This is a genomic window from Methylobacterium sp. 174MFSha1.1 (genome assembly GCF_900116815.1).
Classification (GTDB): Bacteria; Pseudomonadota; Alphaproteobacteria; order Rhizobiales; family Beijerinckiaceae; genus Methylobacterium.
Genome location: NZ_FPCB01000021.1, coordinates 115,337 through 134,473, shown reverse-complemented (window position 1 = coordinate 134,473; position 19,137 = coordinate 115,337). Strand labels below are relative to the sequence as shown.

18 protein-coding genes are annotated in these 19,137 nt (G+C 72.8%); 10 read left to right on the top strand and 8 right to left on the bottom strand.

The window, feature by feature from the left end; genetic code table 11:
• Positions 1 to 283: 283 nt before the first annotated feature.
• Together BM430_RS19370 and BM430_RS19365 are read left to right on the top strand one after the other, a co-directional pair.
• Positions 284 to 1,363 carry a tartrate dehydrogenase gene (locus BM430_RS19370; protein WP_093568883.1) on the top strand — a complete coding sequence of 360 codons (1,080 nt, stop codon included), beginning with the start codon at positions 284 to 286 and terminating at the stop codon, positions 1,361 to 1,363.
• Positions 1,364 to 1,569: 206 nt separating this feature from the next.
• Complete coding sequence (locus tag BM430_RS19365; RefSeq protein WP_093568882.1) at positions 1,570 to 2,439, top strand: DUF1236 domain-containing protein; 870 nt, start codon at positions 1,570 to 1,572, stop codon at positions 2,437 to 2,439.
• 26 nt (positions 2,440 to 2,465) lie between these two features.
• Here the strand turns inward: BM430_RS19365 and BM430_RS19360 are convergent, their stop codons facing one another.
• On the bottom strand, positions 2,466 to 3,689 hold the full coding sequence (locus BM430_RS19360) for a helix-turn-helix transcriptional regulator (protein ID WP_143132073.1): 1,224 nt from the start codon (positions 3,687 to 3,689) through the stop codon (positions 2,466 to 2,468).
• A gap of 288 nt (positions 3,690 to 3,977) precedes the next feature.
• On the opposite strand from BM430_RS19360, the gene BM430_RS19355 reads away from it, so the two are divergent.
• Both BM430_RS19355 and BM430_RS19350 read left to right on the top strand, forming a co-directional pair.
• Entirely contained in the window at positions 3,978 to 5,180 is a 1,203-nt protein-coding gene (locus tag BM430_RS19355; protein WP_093568880.1) for a pyridoxal phosphate-dependent aminotransferase, read from the top strand.
• Between the two features lie 492 nt (positions 5,181 to 5,672).
• Positions 5,673 to 5,918, top strand: a complete 246-nt coding sequence (locus BM430_RS19350) for a hypothetical protein (RefSeq protein ID WP_093568879.1) — start codon at positions 5,673 to 5,675, stop codon at positions 5,916 to 5,918.
• Between the two features lie 216 nt (positions 5,919 to 6,134).
• Here the strand turns inward: BM430_RS19350 and BM430_RS19345 are convergent, their stop codons facing one another.
• The 4 genes from BM430_RS19345 to BM430_RS19330 are packed head-to-tail and all read right to left on the bottom strand — an operon-like array spanning position 6,135 to position 10,302.
• Complete coding sequence (locus BM430_RS19345) at positions 6,135 to 7,424, bottom strand: amidase (RefSeq protein WP_093568878.1); 1,290 nt, start codon at positions 7,422 to 7,424, stop codon at positions 6,135 to 6,137.
• 1 nt (position 7,425) lies between these two features.
• Positions 7,426 to 8,280 carry a hypothetical protein gene (locus tag BM430_RS19340; RefSeq protein WP_093568877.1) on the bottom strand — a complete coding sequence of 285 codons (855 nt, stop codon included), beginning with the start codon at positions 8,278 to 8,280 and terminating at the stop codon, positions 7,426 to 7,428.
• Positions 8,281 to 8,287: 7 nt separating this feature from the next.
• Complete coding sequence (locus BM430_RS19335; protein WP_093568876.1) at positions 8,288 to 8,968, bottom strand: DUF2848 domain-containing protein; 681 nt, start codon at positions 8,966 to 8,968, stop codon at positions 8,288 to 8,290.
• 17 nt (positions 8,969 to 8,985) lie between these two features.
• Positions 8,986 to 10,302 carry an MFS transporter gene (locus BM430_RS19330; RefSeq protein ID WP_093568875.1) on the bottom strand — a complete coding sequence of 439 codons (1,317 nt, stop codon included), beginning with the start codon at positions 10,300 to 10,302 and terminating at the stop codon, positions 8,986 to 8,988.
• Between the two features lie 172 nt (positions 10,303 to 10,474).
• Between BM430_RS19330 and BM430_RS19325 the strand changes: the two genes are divergently transcribed.
• The 5 genes from BM430_RS19325 to BM430_RS19305 all read left to right on the top strand — a co-directional run bounded on the left by BM430_RS19325 (position 10,475) and on the right by BM430_RS19305 (position 14,276).
• Positions 10,475 to 11,089, top strand: a complete 615-nt coding sequence (locus tag BM430_RS19325; protein ID WP_244539558.1) for a GntR family transcriptional regulator — start codon at positions 10,475 to 10,477, stop codon at positions 11,087 to 11,089.
• Positions 11,090 to 11,144: 55 nt separating this feature from the next.
• A complete protein-coding gene (locus BM430_RS19320) occupies positions 11,145 to 12,014 on the top strand; it encodes an aldolase/citrate lyase family protein (RefSeq protein ID WP_093568873.1) in 870 nt (289 codons plus the stop codon).
• A gap of 56 nt (positions 12,015 to 12,070) precedes the next feature.
• A complete protein-coding gene (gene dut, locus BM430_RS19315) occupies positions 12,071 to 12,550 on the top strand; it encodes a dUTP diphosphatase (protein ID WP_244539561.1) in 480 nt (159 codons plus the stop codon).
• Positions 12,551 to 12,567: 17 nt separating this feature from the next.
• Positions 12,568 to 13,038, top strand: coding sequence for an RrF2 family transcriptional regulator (locus BM430_RS19310; protein ID WP_280142284.1), 471 nt, complete (start codon positions 12,568 to 12,570; stop codon positions 13,036 to 13,038).
• 173 nt (positions 13,039 to 13,211) lie between these two features.
• A complete protein-coding gene (locus tag BM430_RS19305; RefSeq protein WP_093568871.1) occupies positions 13,212 to 14,276 on the top strand; it encodes an HD-GYP domain-containing protein in 1,065 nt (354 codons plus the stop codon).
• An 11-nt stretch (positions 14,277 to 14,287) separates the two neighbouring features.
• Here the strand turns inward: BM430_RS19305 and BM430_RS19300 are convergent, their stop codons facing one another.
• The gene (locus BM430_RS19300) at positions 14,288 to 14,791 is read right to left on the bottom strand and encodes a DUF427 domain-containing protein (protein ID WP_093568870.1); all 504 of its coding nucleotides are present in this window, start codon (positions 14,789 to 14,791) and stop codon (positions 14,288 to 14,290) included.
• A 336-nt stretch (positions 14,792 to 15,127) separates the two neighbouring features.
• Here BM430_RS19300 and BM430_RS19295 point away from each other — a divergent pair, with 336 nt between their 5' ends.
• On the top strand, positions 15,128 to 16,822 hold the full coding sequence (locus BM430_RS19295) for a methyl-accepting chemotaxis protein (protein WP_093568869.1): 1,695 nt from the start codon (positions 15,128 to 15,130) through the stop codon (positions 16,820 to 16,822).
• Positions 16,823 to 16,874: 52 nt separating this feature from the next.
• On the opposite strand, the gene fabI is transcribed toward BM430_RS19295, so the two are convergent.
• Together fabI and fabB are read right to left on the bottom strand one after the other, a co-directional pair.
• The gene (gene fabI, locus BM430_RS19290) at positions 16,875 to 17,702 is read right to left on the bottom strand and encodes an enoyl-ACP reductase FabI (protein WP_093568868.1); all 828 of its coding nucleotides are present in this window, start codon (positions 17,700 to 17,702) and stop codon (positions 16,875 to 16,877) included.
• 90 nt (positions 17,703 to 17,792) lie between these two features.
• The gene (fabB, locus tag BM430_RS19285) at positions 17,793 to 19,019 is read right to left on the bottom strand and encodes a beta-ketoacyl-ACP synthase I (RefSeq protein WP_093568867.1); all 1,227 of its coding nucleotides are present in this window, start codon (positions 19,017 to 19,019) and stop codon (positions 17,793 to 17,795) included.
• Positions 19,020 to 19,137 lie beyond the last annotated feature (118 nt).

Genomic DNA, 19,137 nt, shown 5'->3' with positions numbered 1-19,137 from the left:
AAGGGCGCCCCGCGGAGCGGGCACGGCAGCCCATCGGGCTGTCGGGCGTCTAAGCAGAGTTGCACGGGGCAACTCTGCTTAGATTGTTGTTTTTGCATCATTTCCGCCGCCGAACCGGTGACCACTTCGGCGAATGATGCTTAGCGAAGCGCCAGCCAAAGCCGCGGACGCGGCTGCCGGCGCTTGAGGCCAAAAGCCCAGAATGAGGTCGATCGCCACCAGGCGATTGACCGACGCGGCGGGATGGGCGACGCGGGGGCGCGATAAACAGGAGGAGACACCCATGCCGTCAGCCCAGCGCACCTACCGCATCGCCGTGATTCCCGGGGACGGCATCGGCAAGGAGACGGTGCCGGAGGGGGTGCGCGTGCTGGAGCAGGCGGCCAAGCGCCACGGCTTCACGCTGCAGCAGGACTGGTTCGACTTCTCGTCCTACGACTACTACGCCAAGCACGGCCGCATGATGCCGGAGGACTGGAAGGCGCAGATCGGCGGGCACGACGCGATCTTCTTCGGCGCCGTCGGCTGGCCGGAGAAGATCCCCGACCACGTCTCGCTGTGGAACTCCCTGATCCTGTTCCGGCGCGAGTTCGACCAGTACATCAACCTGCGGCCCGTCCGGCTGATGCCCGGCGTGCCGAGCCCGCTCGCCGGCCGCAAGCCCGGCGACATCGATTTCTGGGTCGTGCGCGAGAACACCGAGGGCGAGTATTCCTCGGTCGGCGGCCGCATGTTCCAGGGCACCGACCGCGAATTCGCCGTGCAGGAATCGGTCTTCACCCGCCGGGGCACCGACCGGGTGCTGAAATTCGCCTTCGAGCTGGCGCGCAGCCGGCCGAAGAAGCACCTGACCTCGGCCACCAAGTCGAACGGTATCTCGATCACCATGCCGTACTGGGACGAGCGGGTGCAGGAGATGGCGCGCCACTATCCCGACGTCGCCTGGGACAAGTACCACATCGACATCCTGACCGCGCATTTCGTGCTGCATCCGGACTGGTTCGACGTGGTGGTGGCCTCGAACCTCTTCGGCGACATCCTGTCGGATCTCGGCCCCGCCTGCACCGGCACGATCGGCATCGCGCCGTCGGGCAACATCAACCCGGACCGGGACTTCCCGTCGCTGTTCGAGCCGGTCCACGGCTCGGCGCCGGACATCGCCGGCCAGGGCATCGCCAACCCGATCGGCCAGATCTGGTCCGGCGCGATGATGCTGGAGCATCTCGGCGAGAAGGACGCCGCGGCCGAGATCGTCGCCGGCATCGAGCGGGTGCTGGCCGAGCGCACCCTGCGCACTCGCGACCTCGGCGGCAACGCCGACACCAGCGCCTGCGGTCTCGCGGTGGCGGAAGCCATCGGGTGATGCGGGTGGGCGCCCGGCACGGCCGGGCGCCCGTTCGGTCCCGAAGACCGGCCCGCAAGGCACCGGCCCGCCTCCTCCGCGGCATCGTCGCAGCCGGAGCGTATGCGGGGCGCGGCCCGGAACCATTTCCCACACCTCCTCGTTGCGGCCCGGCACTGCGGCGACCCGCGCCATCGGCCGTGCGGGTGCAGTGTCGGGAGAGGGTCATGAGCAAGTCGATTCGCGGCAAGGCGCTGCGCGGAACCATGACGGCCGCCTTGCTGGCGCTCGGTGCGGCCACGGCGTTCGCGCAAGGCGGCGCGGGCGGCGCCGGCGGCGGTGCAGGCGGCGGCGGTGCGGGTGCAGCCGGCGGAGCCGCGGGCGGTGCCGGTGCCGGTGGCGGGGGCATGGGCGGCGGCGGAGCCGGGGGTGCCGGTGGCGCGGGCGGCGGCGCGGGCATGGGGGCCGGCGGTGGTGCCGGCGGTGCGGCCGGTCCTCGCGGCGGCGCCGGCGCGGCCCAGCCGGGCGGCGGGGCCGGCCCGGCGGGCAGTGCCGGCCAGCAGCCGGGCGCTCCCGGTGGCCGGGCCGGCGGCGAGGGCGCCCAGCCGGGCGCCGGCGGCCGCGGGGCCGAGCCGGGCGGCGAGCGGGGCGCGGAGCGCGGTGAGCGTGGCGAGCGCGGGGCCGAGCGCGGTGAACGCGGCGAGCGGGGTGCCGAGAGAGGCGAACGCGGGGAGCGCGGGGCCGAGCGCGGTGAGCGTGGTGCTGAGAGGGGTGAGCGCGGGGAACGTGGCGCCGAGCGCGGCGAGAGGGCCGGCGGCCGGTCCGAGGCCCGGGGCGCCGTCTCGCGGCTCGACACCACCCAGCGCACCGAGTTCCGCCAGACCATCGTGCGCTCCGGCGTGCGGCCGGTGACCGGCGTCAACTTCGCGCTCAACGTCGGCACGGCGGTGCCGCGCTCGGTGACGCTGCACGCCCTGCCGCCGGCGATCCTCACCCTGGTGCCGGCCTATCGCGGCTTCCGCTACGTGCTGGTGCAGGACGACATCGTCATCATCGATCCCGACACCTACGAGATCGTGGACGTGATCCCGGGCTGAGGACGGCCGGGACGAAACCCTCCGGCTCAGGCACGGTCCTCGAGCCGGAGGATGAACACCGCGAGTTCGGATTGCCGCGACACCCCGAGCTTGGCGAAGACCTGGCGCAGCTGCGAGCGGGCGGTCTCGTGGCGGATGCCGAGGCTCTCGGCGGCCTGGACCAGGGAGCGCGACCCGTCCATCAGCAGGGCGAGCCGCGCCTCCGCCGGGGAGAGCCCGAACTGGGCCAGGCGGTCCTGCCCGCCGCTCTCCGCCGCGGCCCGGCGCAAGACCACCAGGGCGAGCTGGTCCGGCGCCAGCAGCCGCGCCATGCCGACGACGCCGCGCAGGTCCTGGCGCAGGCCGATCGCGGTGACCTGCCAGGTCTCGGCACCGACCCGCACCGGGCCCGGCATCCCGCCCGCCGGCGCGCCGCCGCAGGCGAGCGCCGCCTCGCGGGCCATCGCCGCGGCGAGGCGCGGGTCGCGCACCTGGATCCGGTCGAGGGCGCCCACCCGCAGCACGTCGCCCGCGGCCAGCAGGGCGTGGCCGGCGCGGCTCGCCTCGACGAGGCGCAGGTCCCGCGTCACCACGAAGGCCGGATCGGCCACCCGCTCCAGCAGCGTCTCGCCGGCCGCGAAGGCGGCGCCGGCGGGGAAACAGGCCCGGTTGGTCTCGATCGCGCGCCGCATCCGCGGCCCGATCCGCTCCATCACGGCGGCGAGCCGGCCGTGCTCGCGCGAGGCCCGGGCGAGGTCGTGCTGCAGGTTGAGCACCGCGAGGCGCCCGTCGGCGTCGATCAGCTTGACCCCGCTCGAAGCCGTCATGCCGCCGAGGCGCGACAGCCAGTCGGCGTAGAACTCGGTGTGGCGCAGGGACGAGGCCGGCATCCGCTCCTCGGAATGCATCGACACCATCGTGGGCGTCGACAGGACCACCGAGATCCACGGGTTCACGGCGCCGTAATGCGCCTCGTAGGCCGCGACGGCGGCGGGATCCCAGCCCCAGTAGACAAGGGGCAGGCCGGTCCCGGCGGCGGCGTCGACGACCTGGAGCACCGGCCACACCCCGGGCAGGAGGCGGCCGATCTCCGCCATCACGGTGTCCCAGGCCGCGGGGTCGCAGGCGGCGTGGTCGATCGCCAGCCCGATCTCCTCGCTCACCCGCTGCGCGTGCTCCGCCTCGCCCATCGCCGTCGATTCCGGATTGCCCGGGCCCCCGCGCCGGTTCGGCAGGGTGTCACGGCGCCCGCGCGCGAGTCCAGAACTCATACGAAATCCGACTGATTGCTTCAGGCGATCCTGCCTGATCGCTTTCGCAATGCGGATTTCGGCTTCGCTCAAGCGCCGCGCGGGCTTGTGAGACCGAATCCGGAAGATCACTTCCGGATTCGGTCTCAGGCTTCGGAATCGCGATTTCGCGAGGCGGGACAGCCTCTTCTTGAGGCATCTCCCGGCTTGCCCGCGGTGATGCGCGGGACTAGGGTCCCGACCGCTCGAAGACCCGGACGGCTTAAACCCGGCCGGGCCTTGATCCCAAGCTGTCCGGAGTCGAAGACCATGGGCTTTCTGGCCGACGCCCTCTCGCGCGTGAAACCCTCCGCCACCATCGTGATGACCCAGAAGGCGCGGGACCTGAAAGCCCAGGGGCGCGACGTCATCAGCCTGTCGGTCGGCGAGCCGGATTTCGATACGCCCGAGCACATCAAGCAGGCGGCGGTCGAGGCGATCCGCCGGGGCGAGACGAAGTATCCGCCGGTCTCCGGCATCGTGCCGCTGCGCGAGGCGATCGCCAAGAAGTTCAAGCGCGAGAACGGCCTCGACTACAAGCCGAGCCAGACCATCGTCGGCACCGGCGGCAAGCAGGTGATCTACAACGCGCTGCTCGCCACCCTGAACCCGGGCGACGAGGTGGTGATCCCGCGGCCCTACTGGGTGTCCTACCCGGAGATGGTCGGCCTGTGCGGCGGCACCCCGGTCTTCGCCGAGACCACGATGGAAACCAACTTCAAGCTCCAGCCCGGGGAGCTGGAGCGCGCGATCACCCCCAAGACCAAGTGGGTAATCCTCAACTCGCCCTCGAACCCGTCCGGCGCCGCCTACAGCCACGCCGAGATGAAGGCGCTGACGGACGTGCTGGTGCGCCACCCCCATGTCTGGGTGCTCACCGACGACATGTACGAGCACCTGGTCTACGGCGACTTCGCCTTCGTGACCCCGGCCCAGGTCGAGCCGGCGCTCTACGACCGCACGCTGACGATGAACGGCGTCTCGAAGTCCTACGCCATGACCGGCTGGCGCATCGGCTACGCCGCCGGCCCCGAGCAGCTGATCAAGGCGATGGACTTCGTCCAGGGCCAGCAGACCTCGGGTGCGGCGACGATCTCGCAATGGGCGGCGGTCGCCGCCCTCGAGGGGCCGCAGGATCACCTCGCCGAGTTCCGCGCCGCCTTCCAGGTCCGGCGCGACCTCGTCGTGTCGATGCTGAACCAGACCAACGGCCTGCGCTGCCCGACGCCGGAGGGCGCGTTCTACGTCTACCCGTCCTGCGCCGAGCTGATCGGCAAGCGCACGCCGGAGGGCAAGGTGATCGAGACCGACGAGGACTTTGTCACCGAGCTCCTGATGGCCGAGGGCGTCGCCACGGTGCACGGCTCGGCCTTCGGCCTCGGGCCGAACCTGCGCATCTCCTACGCGACCTCGAACCAGCTCCTGGAAGAGGCGTGCAGCCGCATCCAGCGCTTCTGCGGCTCGCTGCGCTGACGGCGCGCCGGACCCGTGCGTGATTCGACCCGGCGGGCCCGTGCCCGCCGGGTTTTTTCTTGGCACCGTCAAGCTCGCCGGGCCGGTGCGTTTCGACGCAAGCGCCGCGCCCGCATTCCGGTTGCGGCTCCGCCCCGGTCTGGCTTACACGGACCGTCCTCAATGCCGGCGCGCCCGGAGGCTTCCGGAACCCATCCGGGCTGTGCGGCAAAGAGGTCGGCGATGACGGGGTGGGGCGGACCAGTTCTCTGCAACCCATTCCTGTGAGGCTCAGTGGGCCGAGCAGTCGCAGGAGCGTCACGGGTTCGGGGAACAGGAACCGCGACCCTGGCGCATGGCCCACCAGACTTCGCTCGTCTCGCCGGTCGGCCGCTCCCGTTGCGGGACGGTCCCGGCGAGCGGGCCGAGGCCGCCCGTTAAGCATTGTGGCCCAGGATCGGCGAAACGGGGCCGGATCGACGGCCCCGACGAGATCGCGGGTCCCGACCAGCCATGTGGCGCCTCCTCACCGGCGGAATCAAAGTCATCATCGCGATCGCCGCGCTGACCACGGCGGCGAACTGGATCGCCCTGCGCGAGAAGGACCGGGCGCCGGGCCCGGCCCTGGCGGCGATTCCGGATCCCGCCACCACCGGCACGATCCAGCCCCGCAAGGCCGAGGCCGCCGCGGCCCGCCTCGACCAGCGCGGCCTCGGCCGGCTGATGACCGAGGCCTCGGGGGATGGGCGGCGGCGCTGAACAGTCGTGAAACCCTCTGCGTCATCCCGGGGCCGCGCAGCGGAACCCGGGATCCATAAACGCTGACGGTCCAAGATGAGACGGATCGCGTCCCGCCCCGTCCTCCACCGTCAGCGGTTATGGATCCCGGGTTCTCGACTTCGTCGAGCCCCGGGATGACGTGGAGGGTTTCAGAGCTGTTCGTTTGGACAGTCAGGCTCCCGCGCCGCTGTTCCGCTACCCCCGCAACATTGCCTCGACCCCCGCGGCGATCTCCAGGAGCCGCCGGTCCTGGCCGTGACGGGCGAGCAGCATCAGGCCGACGGGCTTCGCCTGACCCGGCAGCGGCAGCGAGATGCCGGTGAGGTCGAACAGGTTCCCCACCATTGTGTTGCGCAGCATCAGGAGGTTGAGGCGGGAGAATGCCTCGTCGTCCTCCGCGACCGCGGCGATGGCGGGCGCCGGGACCGCCGTCGCCGGCAGGGCCAGCACGTCGAGGGGGGTGAGCCGCTCGTCGCCGGCCTCGATCAGCGCGGCGCGCCCGCGCATCATCCGGATATAGGCCGCCGCGGTCACGGTGCGGCCGCGGGTGATCCGGGCGTGGACCCGGGGATCGAAGGCGGCGGCCTCGGCGTCGAGCCAGTCGGCGTGGATCTCCGACGCCTCGATGGCGGCGATCGGGCCGGCCGCCGTCGTCTCGGCCATGCGGCCGAGGAGGTCGTCGAATGCCGTGTCGTGGATGCGGGCGCCGGCCCCGCTCAGGGCGGAGAGGGCGGCCTCGAAGGCTTGCGCCACCACCGGGTCGGTGTCGGTGAACAGGAGGCCGCGGGGCACGCCGATCCGCAGGTCGCGCAAGGGGGCCGCCCGGAGCGGACGGTATTCCTCGCCCGCCATCACGGCATCGGCCGCCGCGCAGGCCTCGACCGAGCGGGCGAGCGGACCGATCGAATCGAGCGAGGGCGAGAGCGGGAAGGCGCCGGCCAGCGGCACGCGGCGGGCGGTGGGCTTGAAGCCGACCACGCCGTTGAGCGCCGCCGGGATGCGCACCGAGCCGCCGGTATCGGTGCCGATGGCGATGTCGGAGGTGCCGAGCGCCGCCGAGACGCCGGCGCCCGAGGACGAGCCGCCCGGCACCAGACTCGGGTCGGCCGCGTTGCCCGGCGTCCCCCAGTGCGGGTTGAGGCCGAGGCCCGAGAAGGCGAACTCGGACATGTTGGTTTTGCCGAGGATCACCGCGCCGGCCCGGCGCAGGCGGGCGACCACGGGGGCGTCCTGGAGCGCTGCCTCGGCCTTGCGGCGCAGCGACGAGCCGGCAGTCGTCGCCTCGCCCTGGACGTCGAACAGGTCCTTGATCGACACGATGGCGCCGTCGAGGGCGCCGAGCGACAGGCCGGCCTTGCGGCGCGCATCGGCGGCGTCGGCGGCGGCGCGGGCGGCCTCCGGGTAGAGCTTGGTGAAGACGTTCCGGCTCGCCGGCGCCTCGATCAGGGCGAGCCGGCGTTCGAGGTCGTCGCGGATGGTCGTCATCTCAATCGGTCTCCGGGGAAGGGGTGGAGGAGCGGGAAGGTTTGGGGCTGCGGCGGCTCGTCAGCAGGATCCCGCCATTCCAGCCCAGATTGGCCAGGAGGGCGAGCGGCAGGGCAAGGGCCGGACCCAGCCGCTCGACGGCGAGGGCGAGGATCGTGAGTGCCGCCACGAAGCCGAGGAGCCCCGGCAGGCTCAGCACCAGCACCGTCGCGGTCGCCGCCCCGCCGATCCGCGGATGCAGGATCACCGCCAGGCTCACCATCACCACCGGCGCGAGGGCGAGGAGGCCCGCCGCCGAGGGCCCGGCGAGGCGCCCGGCTAGCACCACGGCGACGACGAGCGCCATGACGATGCCGGCCCGCACCAGCACGTCGCGCCGCCGCCCCGGTCGCGCCGGCAGCGGACCGCTCCGGCGCAAGCCCCGGCAGGCACCGACGCAGGCGAGGATCACCAGCGCGGCCGTCGCGACGGCGCCCGGCAGGCCGCCGCCGAGACGGGCGAGCCCGAGCGCCGCGGCGACCCATGCCGCGAGCGCGGCGGCGAGCGCGGGCGCGACGCCGTGCCGGCGGGCCAGCCCCGCATAGGTCGCGATCAGCACGGCGGTCGCCGCGACGGCCGGCAGGCTCGCCACCGCGCTGTCGCGGAGAAACCCCGCGTCGTGGTCGAGGGCGAGGAAGACGTAGGCCGGCCCGGCCGAGACCGGCAGGGTCGCGATCATCGCGCCGACGAGGGGCCCCGTCCGCTCGACTGCGAGGGAGGCGAGCACCACGATCGTGGCGCTCGCCAGCATCTTGGCGAGGAGCGCCGCCCAGAAGGCGGCGTCCCCGATCCCCGTCAGGGCGGCCAGCGACCCCATCGCGGGTTCAGGCCACCACGGGCAGCACGGCGATGTCGTAGGCGTGGGTCAGGGTGCGGCCGAGCACCGGGTCCTCCAGCGCCATCTCGAAGCGGGCGGCCGGGCGGATGCCGCCGATCGCCCCGAGGGTGCCGCCGAACATCACCGTGCCGGGGGGGAGGTCGGGCCCGCCCGGGCGGCGCGCCACGAGGTCGCTGGGCGTGCGGAGCGCCGTCAGGCGGCCCTCCTGGTAGAGCACCCGCTCGCCGTCGATGGTGGCATGCGCCCGCAGCACCAGCTCGTCCCAGTGCGGCTCGACTTCGTCGAGGCGCCACAGGCCGGTGCCGACCGGCTTGCCGCAGAGCTGCTTGGACAGCGCGATGCCGACCGTCTCGGCCTTGCGGTCGGTGTGGTCGGAGCCGAGCCCGAGCCACAGCCCGTCGGCGAGCGACACGATCACCGGCTCCGCCTCGCCCGAGGAATCCGGCCCGAGCACTTCGAGGCGGGGCGCTTGCGTCAGCGTCGCGGCGGCGGCCCGGTAATAGACCGGGACCGAGGAGGGCGGCGGCACGCCGATCGCCGCCAATTCGTCGATGTGGTGGCGGATCGCCGCCTCGTCCCGCCCGGCCCAGCCGGCGATCACCAGCGCCCCGGGCGCCAGCGCGATCGTGTCCCGGCGGCCCGCGGCCTCGCGATGGAAGGTCAGCATCGTTCTTTCTCCCTGATTCACTCGGCCGGCGCCAGGTCGGCCGCGCTCTCGCGCCAGCGGGCGAAGCCCAGCACCAGGAGGCCCGCCAGCAGTTCCAGCCCGGCGACGAAGTAGAGCCCGTTGCTCGACGTGCCGGTCAGCGTGTTCGACAGGCCGACCACGTAGGGGGCGACGAAGCCCGCGAGGTTGCCGATCGAGTTGATCGCCGCGATGGCGCCGGCCGCGGCGGTGCCGGCCAGGAACGTCTGCGGCAGCGACCAGAAGACCGGGAAGGCGGCGAGGATGCCGATCGCCGCGACCGTCAGCGCGACGAGCGCCAGCACCGCGTGGCCGATGAGGGCCCCCGTGGCGGCGAGGCCGGCGGCGGCGATCAGGCTGGCGACGGCGCAGTGCAGCCGGCGCTCGCCGGTGCGGTCGGAATGCGCCCCGGTCCACACCATCGCGACGGTGCCGGCGATGAAGGGGATCGCGGCGAGGAAGCCGATCGCGATCGCGCCCTGCACGCCGATCTCCTTGATGATCGACGGCGTCCAGAACGCGATCGTGGCGTTGCCGCTGACGATGCAGAAATAGATCAGCGCGCAGAGCCAGACCCGGCCGTCGCGGAGCGCGACCTTGAAGCTCGCCTCCTTGCCGGCGGCCCGCCCCTCGGCCTCGACCACCGCCGTCATCGCGGCGGCGACTTGCGGTGACAGCCAGCGCGCATCCTTCGGGCGGTCGGGCAGGAAGGCCAGCACCGCGGCGCCCGCGATCAGGGACGGGATGCCCTCAAGGATGAACAGCCACTGCCAGTTCGCCATTCCGCCGACGCCGCCCATCGTGCCCATGATCAGCCCGGCGAGCGGGCCGCCGACCACGCCCGCGATGGCGAACGAGGTCATGAACAGGCCGTTGATGCGCGAGCGCTTCGCGCTCGGGAACCAGTAGGTCAGGTAGAGCACCACGCCGGGGAAGAACCCGGCCTCGAACACGCCGAGCAGGAAGCGGATGGCGTAGAAGGCCCATTCCGACTGCACGAAGGCGAGGCTCATCGAGGCGAGACCCCACAGGATGGTGATCCGCGCCAGCGTCTTGCGGGCGCCGATGCGCTCCAGGAGCAGGTTGCTCGGCACCTCGAACAGGAAGTAGCCGATGAAGAAGATGCCGGCACCGAAGCCGTAGACCGCCTCGCTGAATTTCAGGTCCGACAGCATCTGCAGCTTGGCGAAGCCGACATTCACCCGGTCGATCCAGGCCAGGATGAACAGGAAGACCAGGAACGGGATCAGCCTGAGCGTCGCCCGGCGATAGCCCTCGTCCAGTTCGTGCGTGTTCACGGTCTCAACCCTCGTCATCGCTCTTCTCCCGCGGTCCGCGAATCGGCCGCCCGGCGTGTGCTTCTGCAAGTACCATGCCTGTGATATTTCACAAGCCGGTCCAAGCGAGCCGTACCCCGTGGTAAGGGGGCGGGCGGCAGAAGCGGAGCGGTGAACGGTGGTTGAAACGCGTGCAGGTTCGTGCCCGCCCTTGTCGCAGAATGAGCGCGCCTACCGGCGGCTGAAGGACGACATCGTGGCGTTGCGGCTGAAGCCGGGCGACGCGCTGAACGAGGCGGGTCTCTGCGCCGAGCTGGGCCTGGGCCGTACGCCGGTGAACCAGGCCCTGCACCGGCTGATGCACGAGGGGCTGGTGCGCATCCTGCCCCGCAAGGGCGTCCTGGTGCAGCCGCTCTCGATGGACGAGTTCGCCCACCTGATCGAGGTGCGCCGCCTCACCGAGCCGGCTTGCGCCGCGCTCGCCGCCGGACGGATCGGCGAGGCGGCCCTGGCCGAGCTCGACGCCGTGCTGGCGGCGCAGGCCGACGACCTCGACGCGATCCTCGAATCGGACCGGCGCTTCCACGCGATCATCGCCGAGGCCTCGGGCAACCGGGTGCTCGCCGAGGTGCTCGCCGGGTTGCACGGGCGCTCGGTGCGGTTCTGGGCGCTGTCGCTCGCCACCGGCCACCATCTCGCGGAGGTGGCCGAGGAGCATGCGGCGATCCTCGACGCCCTGCGCCAGCGCGACCCCGAGGCCGCGGCGGCGGCGATGACCGCCCACATCGATTCCTTCGCTCGCACCCTCGCCTCCCGCCTGGGGTGACGGACGGCCCGGCCCGGGGCATAGATGCGCCGCCATTCGGGGAGTCACGCGACCGATGACCGACATCCGCCCCCGCCGCAGCGCCCTCCTGGTGCCGGCCACCGCGACCGCCCTCGCGGCGGCCCGGGCCGAGCCCGCCGACGCGCTGATCCTCGATCTCGCCGATTCGCTGCCTCCCGCCGACAAGGAGGCCGGGCGGACCCGCCTCGCCGCGGCCCTGACCGAGGGCGGGTTCGCCGCCGCCGAGCTGGTGGTGCGGGTCAACGGCCTCGACACGCCCTGGGGCGAGGCCGACCTCGCCGCGATGGCGGGGCCTGCGCCCGACGCTTTGCTGGTGCCGCGGGTCGAGGAGCCGGAGGACCTGGCCGGCATCGGCAGCCGCCTGCGCCGGCTCCACGCCCCGGAGCGGGTCCGGCTCTGGGCCGGCCTCGACACGCCGCTCGGCATCCTCGCGGCGGAGGCGGTGGCGAGCGCGGTGCGAGACGTCGATGCGCGGCTCGCCTGCCTCGTCGTCGATGCCGGCGCCCTCGCCCGCGAGGGACGGCTGCCGCCGGGCGCGCCGGAGGCCGGGCCGCTCCTCGCCTGGCTCGCGACCGCGCTCGCCGCCGCCCGCGCCCACGACCTCGACGTGCTGCTCGACCCCGCCGACCGCCTCGATATCGGCCGCGCCCGCGGCCTCGGCTTCGACGGGGCGGTGGCGACCGCGCCCGCCGGCGCCCGCCGGGCCGAGGCCGCCTTCGCGCCCGACCCGGACGCCCTCGCCGCGGCGCGCGCCCTCGTCGCCGCCTTCGAGGCGCCCGACGCCAGGGGGCAGGCCGGCATCGCCCATCTCGGCCGCACGGTGCTGCGGCGCGAGGCGGACGAGGCGCGCCGGCTCGTCGCGCTGGCCGACGCCGTGGCGGCACGCTCCGGAAGCCGGACATGAGCGGGCTCGACCGCGAGGCATCGGATACAGGGGAGCCCGACCGCGCGGAGCGGGAGATCGGCCGCCTCGACGTCGCGATCCGGATCCTCGATCCGCGCCTGACCGAGTGGGGCTTCCCGCGCTGGGGCTCGGCGCTTGCCGCGGGGCTCGACCTCCATGCCTGCCTCGACGCGCCCTTGGTTCTCGAACCGCAGGCCCCGCCGGCCCTGATCCCGGTCGGCTTCGCCCTGGCGATCCGCGATTCCGACTGGTGCGCCATGGTCTATCCGCGCTCGGGGATGGGCCACCGCGACGGGCTGGTGCTCGGCAACACCGTCGGGGTGATCGACGCCGATTACGAGGGTCCGCTGATGATCTCGGCCTGGAACCGCAACCCGCCGGGAGCCGCGCCCCTCACGGTGCGGCCGAGCGAGCGCATCGCGCAGCTCGTGTTCACCCGGGTGGCGCGGCCCGCCCTGAGGGTGGTCGACGCCTTCCCGGAGGCCGGAACCGGCGCGCGCGGCGCCGGCGGCTTCGGCTCCACCGGTCGCGGCTGACGACGCGCTTGGACGCGGTGCTCCATCCCTCCCGGCCCGCCTCGGGCGCCGCGCTCGACCCGCCGCGCCTGCGCCTCGCGCTCGCCGCGATGGTCGACATCGCGCTCCATGCCCGGCCGCAGCCGGTGAGCGCCAAGGCGCTGGCGGCGCGCCACGCCCTGCCGCCCCGCCACCTCGAGGCGGTGCTGCAGGCCCTGGTCCATCACGGCCTGCTCAAGGGCCTGCGCGGGCCGCATGGCGGCTACGAGCTCGCCCGCGAGCGTCGCCGCATCAGCGCCGGCGACATCGCCCGGGCGGTGCTCGGCCCGGATTCCGAACCCGGCCTCGGCGGCCGCGACGTCGCCGGTCTCGTCGTCGCCCCCCTGGTGGCGGAGGCGGCCGGGGCGTACCTTGCGGTGCTCGATTCGGTGACCGTGGAGGATCTCTGCGGCCGGGCCGAAGCCGCGCAGGTCGCCGGCCCGCGGGCCGGCGCGGATTTCACGATCTAAGCAGTTCTGCCCCGGGCCGCAGTTCCGGCAAGGAAGCGGTGCCGGATCAATGTCTTGCGTTAGTCCGATCTTGAACCGTCCCGGCGTCCGCGCCGTGCGGAAGCTTAAAGAATGCTTTATCAAGTCGCGGTAGTTTGAGCCATCATCGGGCGCGGAAAGGAATCCCCGGGACCATGACCAACGCAGCCGATCCCGCAATCGTGGTCGTCACGGCCCGGCCCGATCCCGGCGGGCTGACACGGTTGTTCGCGTCGGGCGTCCCGTCCCTCGTGGTGACCGATCCCGGCGTCGCGCTTGCCGCCCTCGCGACGAAGCCCGTCGACCTAGTGCTGATCGATGCGTGGCCCGGCCTCGATGCCCCGGCGCTGATCCGGGCGCTCCGCCTGAAGCCCCACCTCGCCCACACCTCGATCCTGCTCATCGCCGAGAGTGACCCGGCCGAGGGCGACCCGGCCGAGGCGCGCCGCCGCGGGCTGGAGGCCGGCGCCACCGACGTGGTGCTGCCGCCCCTCGACGCCTCGGACCTGGCGATCCGCGGCCGCAACCTGATCGCGCTCGCGCGGGCGCAGGACGCGGTCGAGAGCCAGGCCCGTGCCCTGACCCGCGAGGTCGAGCGGGCGGCGGCCGAGAGCCAGGAGCGCGAGCGCGAGATCATCCGCCGCCTGATGCTCGCCGCCGAGTTCCGCGACGACCAGGCCGGCGACCACCTCACCCGCGTCGCCGGCTGCGTGCTCGCCATCGCCGACGGGCTCGGCCTGTCGGAGGAGGAGGGCAACGACATCGCCCTCGCTTCCACCATGCACGACATCGGCAAGATCGGCGTCGCCGACTCGATCCTGCGCAAGCCCGGGCCGCTCACCGAGCCCGAGCGCTACGAGATGATGCAGCACGCGCTCCGCGGCTACCGCATGCTGCACGACAGCCCGTCGCGCCTGCTGCGGCTCGCCGCCGAGATCGCGCTCACCCATCACGAGCGCTGGGACGGCGCCGGCTACCCGCAGGGGCTGAAGGGCACCGAGATCCCGCTGCCCGGCCGCATCACGGCGGTGGCCGACGTGTTCGACGCCCTGATCTCGGCCCGGGTCTACAAGCCCGGCTGGCCGCTGGAGCGGGCCCGGCGCTTCCTCGAGGAGCAATCGGGCGCGCATTTCGATCCCGACTGCGTCGCGGCCTTCCTGTCGCGCTGGGACGACGTGGTCGCCCTGGTCGAGGAGCGCCCGGCGGACCGGGCGGCGTGAGGGCAGGGGGATCACCATCCCATCGTGCCGGGCTCGCCCTTGAACGGGCCGACGATGTTTTCCGTGATCCAGCCGCCGTAGAAGCCGCCTGGCTGCGGCGTGACCCGCTCGTCGCCGACGAAGCACGCCTCCATCGCTCCGGCATAGAACGCGACGTGCCCGGCGAGCGCCGCGAAAGCTTTAGTCGGGTTGTGATACGCCCAGGCCGCCCGGTCGGCCCGGCCCCGCGGCCCGACGACGTCGAAGTAGAGGGCGCGGCCCTTCCACTCGCACAGGGAGCCGCCGCCGGCCGGCACGAGCGCGCCCGGCGCGATGTCCTCTGGCGGCAGGTAGTAGCTCGGCGGATGGGAGGTCTCCAGGATGCGCCAGCCCCGCAGGGTGTCGGCGATGGTGATCCCGTCGAAGATCACCCGCAGGCGCTCCGGCACCGGCTCCAGCCGGGGCGGGCGGGGATAGTCCCAGACGCTCTCCTGGCCGGGGCCGACCGGGTCGGGCTTCGGGTGGCCGCGCTGCATCCTGGGCTCTCCTCGCGTGTCGCATCGCCGCGATAACGCGCGGCCGCGCAAAGCGTGACGTGGTCGGCAGGCTTCTGAGCAACAGAGCGATCCGGTCCCGCATCCGCCGCAACACATCCGGACGCGGGATCCCCGGTGGAGCCGGCACGCCACGCCGCCGCTGCCTTGTGCCGGCTGCAAACCTGTCCTGAAGTCCCCCTCGATCTGTGGTTGCTGCAACTGTCAGAAATATCGAGCAATCCATGACCCTGTGCTGTCTCGCGCGCAGAGTGACAATTTCTTAATCAGCTTCCGTTGTTGATCGTCACATCGACGCCATGGGCGGACCAGGCACCTATGATCGCGCTCCGTCAACGCCTCCACCTTCGGGCGCAGCTTCTCGGTCTCGCGGCCCTCGTCGTCCTCATCGTGATCGCCGTGGGCGGACAGGCGACGCTGAGCGTGTCCCGGAGCGCTGCCGCGACCGACGAGATCGGCGATCTGCTGCTGCCGCGCGTCAGCCTGATCGGCGACCTGCGGGCGGTCATGACCCGCGTGCGCCTCGGGGCGACCCGCGTGATCGACGAGGCCGAGCCGGCCGCCAGGGCGCGTGCCGCGGAGCGCAATGCGGCGCGCATCGACGAGATGCGGGGCCTGATCCGGGACTTCGCGAAGCTCCCCGCGGACGGCGAGACCGCCGCGACCTTCGCGGGCTTCCTGCGCCAGTGGCAGAGCTATCTCGACGCGCAGGCCGCCGCCTTCGCCGCCGCGGCGACCGGCGATGTCGCGGGAGCCCGCGCGGCCTTCAACGGCCCGGCCAACAAGCTCTACGATGCGGCCTGGAAGGAACTCGACGGCCTGAAGTCGGCAGCGAGCCTTCGGGCGACCGCCGGCGCCGAGGCCGCCCGCGCGGCCAATGCGAGCACGATGGCCACGATCGTGCTCGCCACCGCCATCGGTGCGGGCGTCGCCTTCGCGGTTATCGCGTGGCTCGCCCGCGACATCGCCGGCCGGGCGCTGCAGGTCGCCTCGGTGATGACAGGCCTGGCGCGCGGCCAGGTCGACGTCACGGTGCCGTGCACCGGGCACCGGGACGAGATCGGCGAGATCGCCCGGGCCGCCCTCGGCTTCCAGGCGAGCCTGCGCCGCAACCACGATCTCGAGGCGGAGACGGCGGAAGCACGGCTGTCGGCCGAGGCGCAGCGCCGGAGCGGCATGCGGCGGATGGCCGAGGAGTTCGAGCGGGCGATCGGCGGGATCGTCGGTCTGGTCTCCTCCTCGGCCACCGAACTGGAGGCGACCGCCAGACAGATGTCCGCCACCGCGGGCCGGACCGCGTCGCAGACTGGCACGGTGTCCAAGGCCGTCGAGGAGGCCTCCACGCATGTCGGAACGGTCGCCGCCGCCGCCGAGGAACTGAGCGCATCAGTCCACGAGATCGACCGGCAGGTCGTCGGTTCGGCCGACCTCGCGCGGGCGACGGCGCGAGAGGCGGACCAGACCGGGGCGCTGGTCCGGGAATTGAGCGCGTCCGTCGGGCGCATCGGCGACGTCGTGACGATGATCGCGTCGATCGCCGGGCAGACCAACCTCCTGGCGCTCAACGCCACCATCGAGGCGGCCCGGGCCGGTGCGGCCGGCAAGGGTTTCGCGGTGGTGGCCGCCGAGGTGAAGGCCCTCGCCGAGCAGACCGCGCGGGCGACGAGCGAGATCTCGGGGCAGATCGCCGGCATCCAGGGCGTGACGGGCCAGGCGGTGACGGCGATCGGCGCGATCACCGGCCGCATCCGGGAGATCAACGGCGCGGCGACCGCGATCGCGGCGGCGGTGAAGGAGCAGGGCGCGGCGACTCAGGAGATCGTGCGCAGCGTCGGGGAGGCGGCGCAAGGCACCGGCACGGTGACGCAGACCATCGGGAGCGTGGCGGCCGCGGCCGGGGAGACGGGCGAGGCGGCCTCCCAGGTGCTCGGCGCGGCGACCGAGCTGTCGCGCCAGTCCGAGCACCTGCGGGCGGAGGTCGCCCGCTTTCTCACGACCGTGCGGGCCGCTTGACGGCGCATCCCCGAGGCGGCCGTGGCGAGGCCGGGGCTGGTGGCGCCGCCGCTCAGGCGTCGGTCACGCCCGCCGCATCCTGCGCCTTCAGCACCTCCGGCCGCGGCATCGAGACGATGTTGTAGCCGGAATCGACGTAGTGGACCTCGCCGGTGACGCTGCCCGAGAGGGGCGAGAGCAGGTAGAGGCCCGAGCCGCCGATATCCTCGAGCGTCGCGGTGCGCCGCAGGGGGGCGTGGGCGGCCTGGTGGTTGAACATCAGGCGGGCATCCGCGATGCCGGCGCCGGCGAGCGTCCGCACCGGGCCGGCCGAGAGCGCGTTGACCCGGAGCCCCTGTGGCCCGAGATCGGCCGCGAGGTAGCGCACCGAGGCCTCCAGAGCCGCCTTGGCGAGGCCCATGACGTTGTAGTTCGGCATCACCCGGGTCGAGCCGCCATAGGTGAGCGTCAGGAGCGAGCCGCCGGGGCGCATCCGCGTCGCCGCCCGCTGCGCGATCTCCGTGAAGGAGAAGCACGAGATCACCATCGTGCGGGAAAAGTTCTCCCGCGTGGTGACGTCGACGTAGCGGCCCTTGAGCTGCGACTTGTCGGAGAAGCCGATGGCGTGGACGATGAAGTCGAAGCCCTCGGGCCAGGCCTCGTCGAGGGCGGCGAAGGTGGCGTCGACGGAGGCCAGATCCTCGACGTCGCAGGGGAGGACCAGGGACGAGCCGAGCGTGCCGGCGAGCGGCCCGACGCGGCGGCCGAGCGCCTCGCCCTGATAGGTGAAGGCCAGTTCCGCGCCCTGGGCCGCCAGGGCCCGGGCGATGCCCCAGGCGATGGAGTGGTCGTTCGCGACGCCCATCACGAGCCCGCGCTTGCCTGCCATCAAACCCGTCACGCCCGATCCTCCGCTGTTAGGAATGGACCGGGCCTTTACGCGGCGGGCGGGCGCCTGTCCACGTTTCGTGGAACAGGCGCCCCGACTGCGTCAGGCGTCGACGTGCTTGAGCACCAGCGTGGCGTTGGTGCCGCCGAAGCCGAAGGAGTTGCTGAGCACGTGGCCGAGCTGGGCGTCGTCCTTGCGGGCGCGCAGGATCGGCATGTCGGCGAAGGCTGGGTCGAGTTCGTCGATATGGGCGCTCTCGCAGATGAAGCCGTTGTTCATCATCAGGAGCGAGTAGATCGCCTCTTGCACGCCGGTGGCGCCGAGGGAGTGGCCGGTCAGCGACTTCGTCGCGGCGATCGGCGGGCAGGCGTCGCCGGTGCCGAACACCTCGCGGATCGCCTCGATCTCCTTGTCGTCGCCGACGGGGGTCGAGGTGGCGTGGGGGTTGATGTAGTCGATTCTGGCGCCCTTCAGGCCCTCGATCGCCTGGCGCATGCAGCGCACCGCGCCCTCGCCGGACGGCGCCACCATGTCGTGGCCGTCCGAGGTGGCGCCGTAGCCCGCGACCTCGCCGTAGATGCGCGCGCCGCGGGCGCGGGCATGCTCCAGCTCCTCCAGCACCAGCACGCCGGCGCCGCCCGCGATGACGAAGCCGTCCCGGGCCTTGTCGTAGGCCCGCGAGGCCCGCGAGGGCGTGTCGTTGTACTTCGAGGACATGGCGCCCATGGCGTCGAACAGGACCGACAGGGTCCAGTCCAGCTCCTCGCAGCCGCCGGCGAAGATGATGTCCTGGCGCCCGCCCTGGATGATCTCGGCGGCGTTGCCGATGCAGTGGTTCGAGGTCGCGCAGGCCGAGGAGATCGAGTAGTTCACGCCCCGGATCTTGAACCAGGTCGCCAGCGTCGCCGAGGCGGTCGAGGACATGGCCTTCGGCACCGCGAACGGCCCGACGCGCTTCGGCCCCTTGGCGCGGGCGATGTCGGCCGCCTCCACCAGGGCGCGGGTCGAGGGACCGCCCGAGCCCATGATGATGCCGGTGCGCTCGTGCGACACCTCGGCCTGCTCCAGGCCGGCGTCGCGGATCGCCTGCTCCATCGCGACGTGGTTCCAGGCGGTGCCGCCGCCGTGGAAGCGCATGGCGCGGCGGTCGACCACCTCCTCGGCGTCGAGGGTCGGGGCGCCCTGGACCTGGCTGCGGAATCCGTGTTTCGCAAAATCCTCGGCGTGGGAGATGCCCGAGCGCGCCTCGCGCAAGGAAGCCAGCACCTCCTGGGTGGAATTGCCGATGGACGAGACGATGCCCATCCCGGTGATTGCCACGCGCCTCATGATCGTCGGAACCCTCCGGAGCGGCGCCACGGGCGCCCGCGGGCGGTCTTCGCCAGCGGGTGTCACCTAGGCGCCCGGTGCCGTAATCTCAACCGCCCATCCGGGGAAAGGGTCCCGG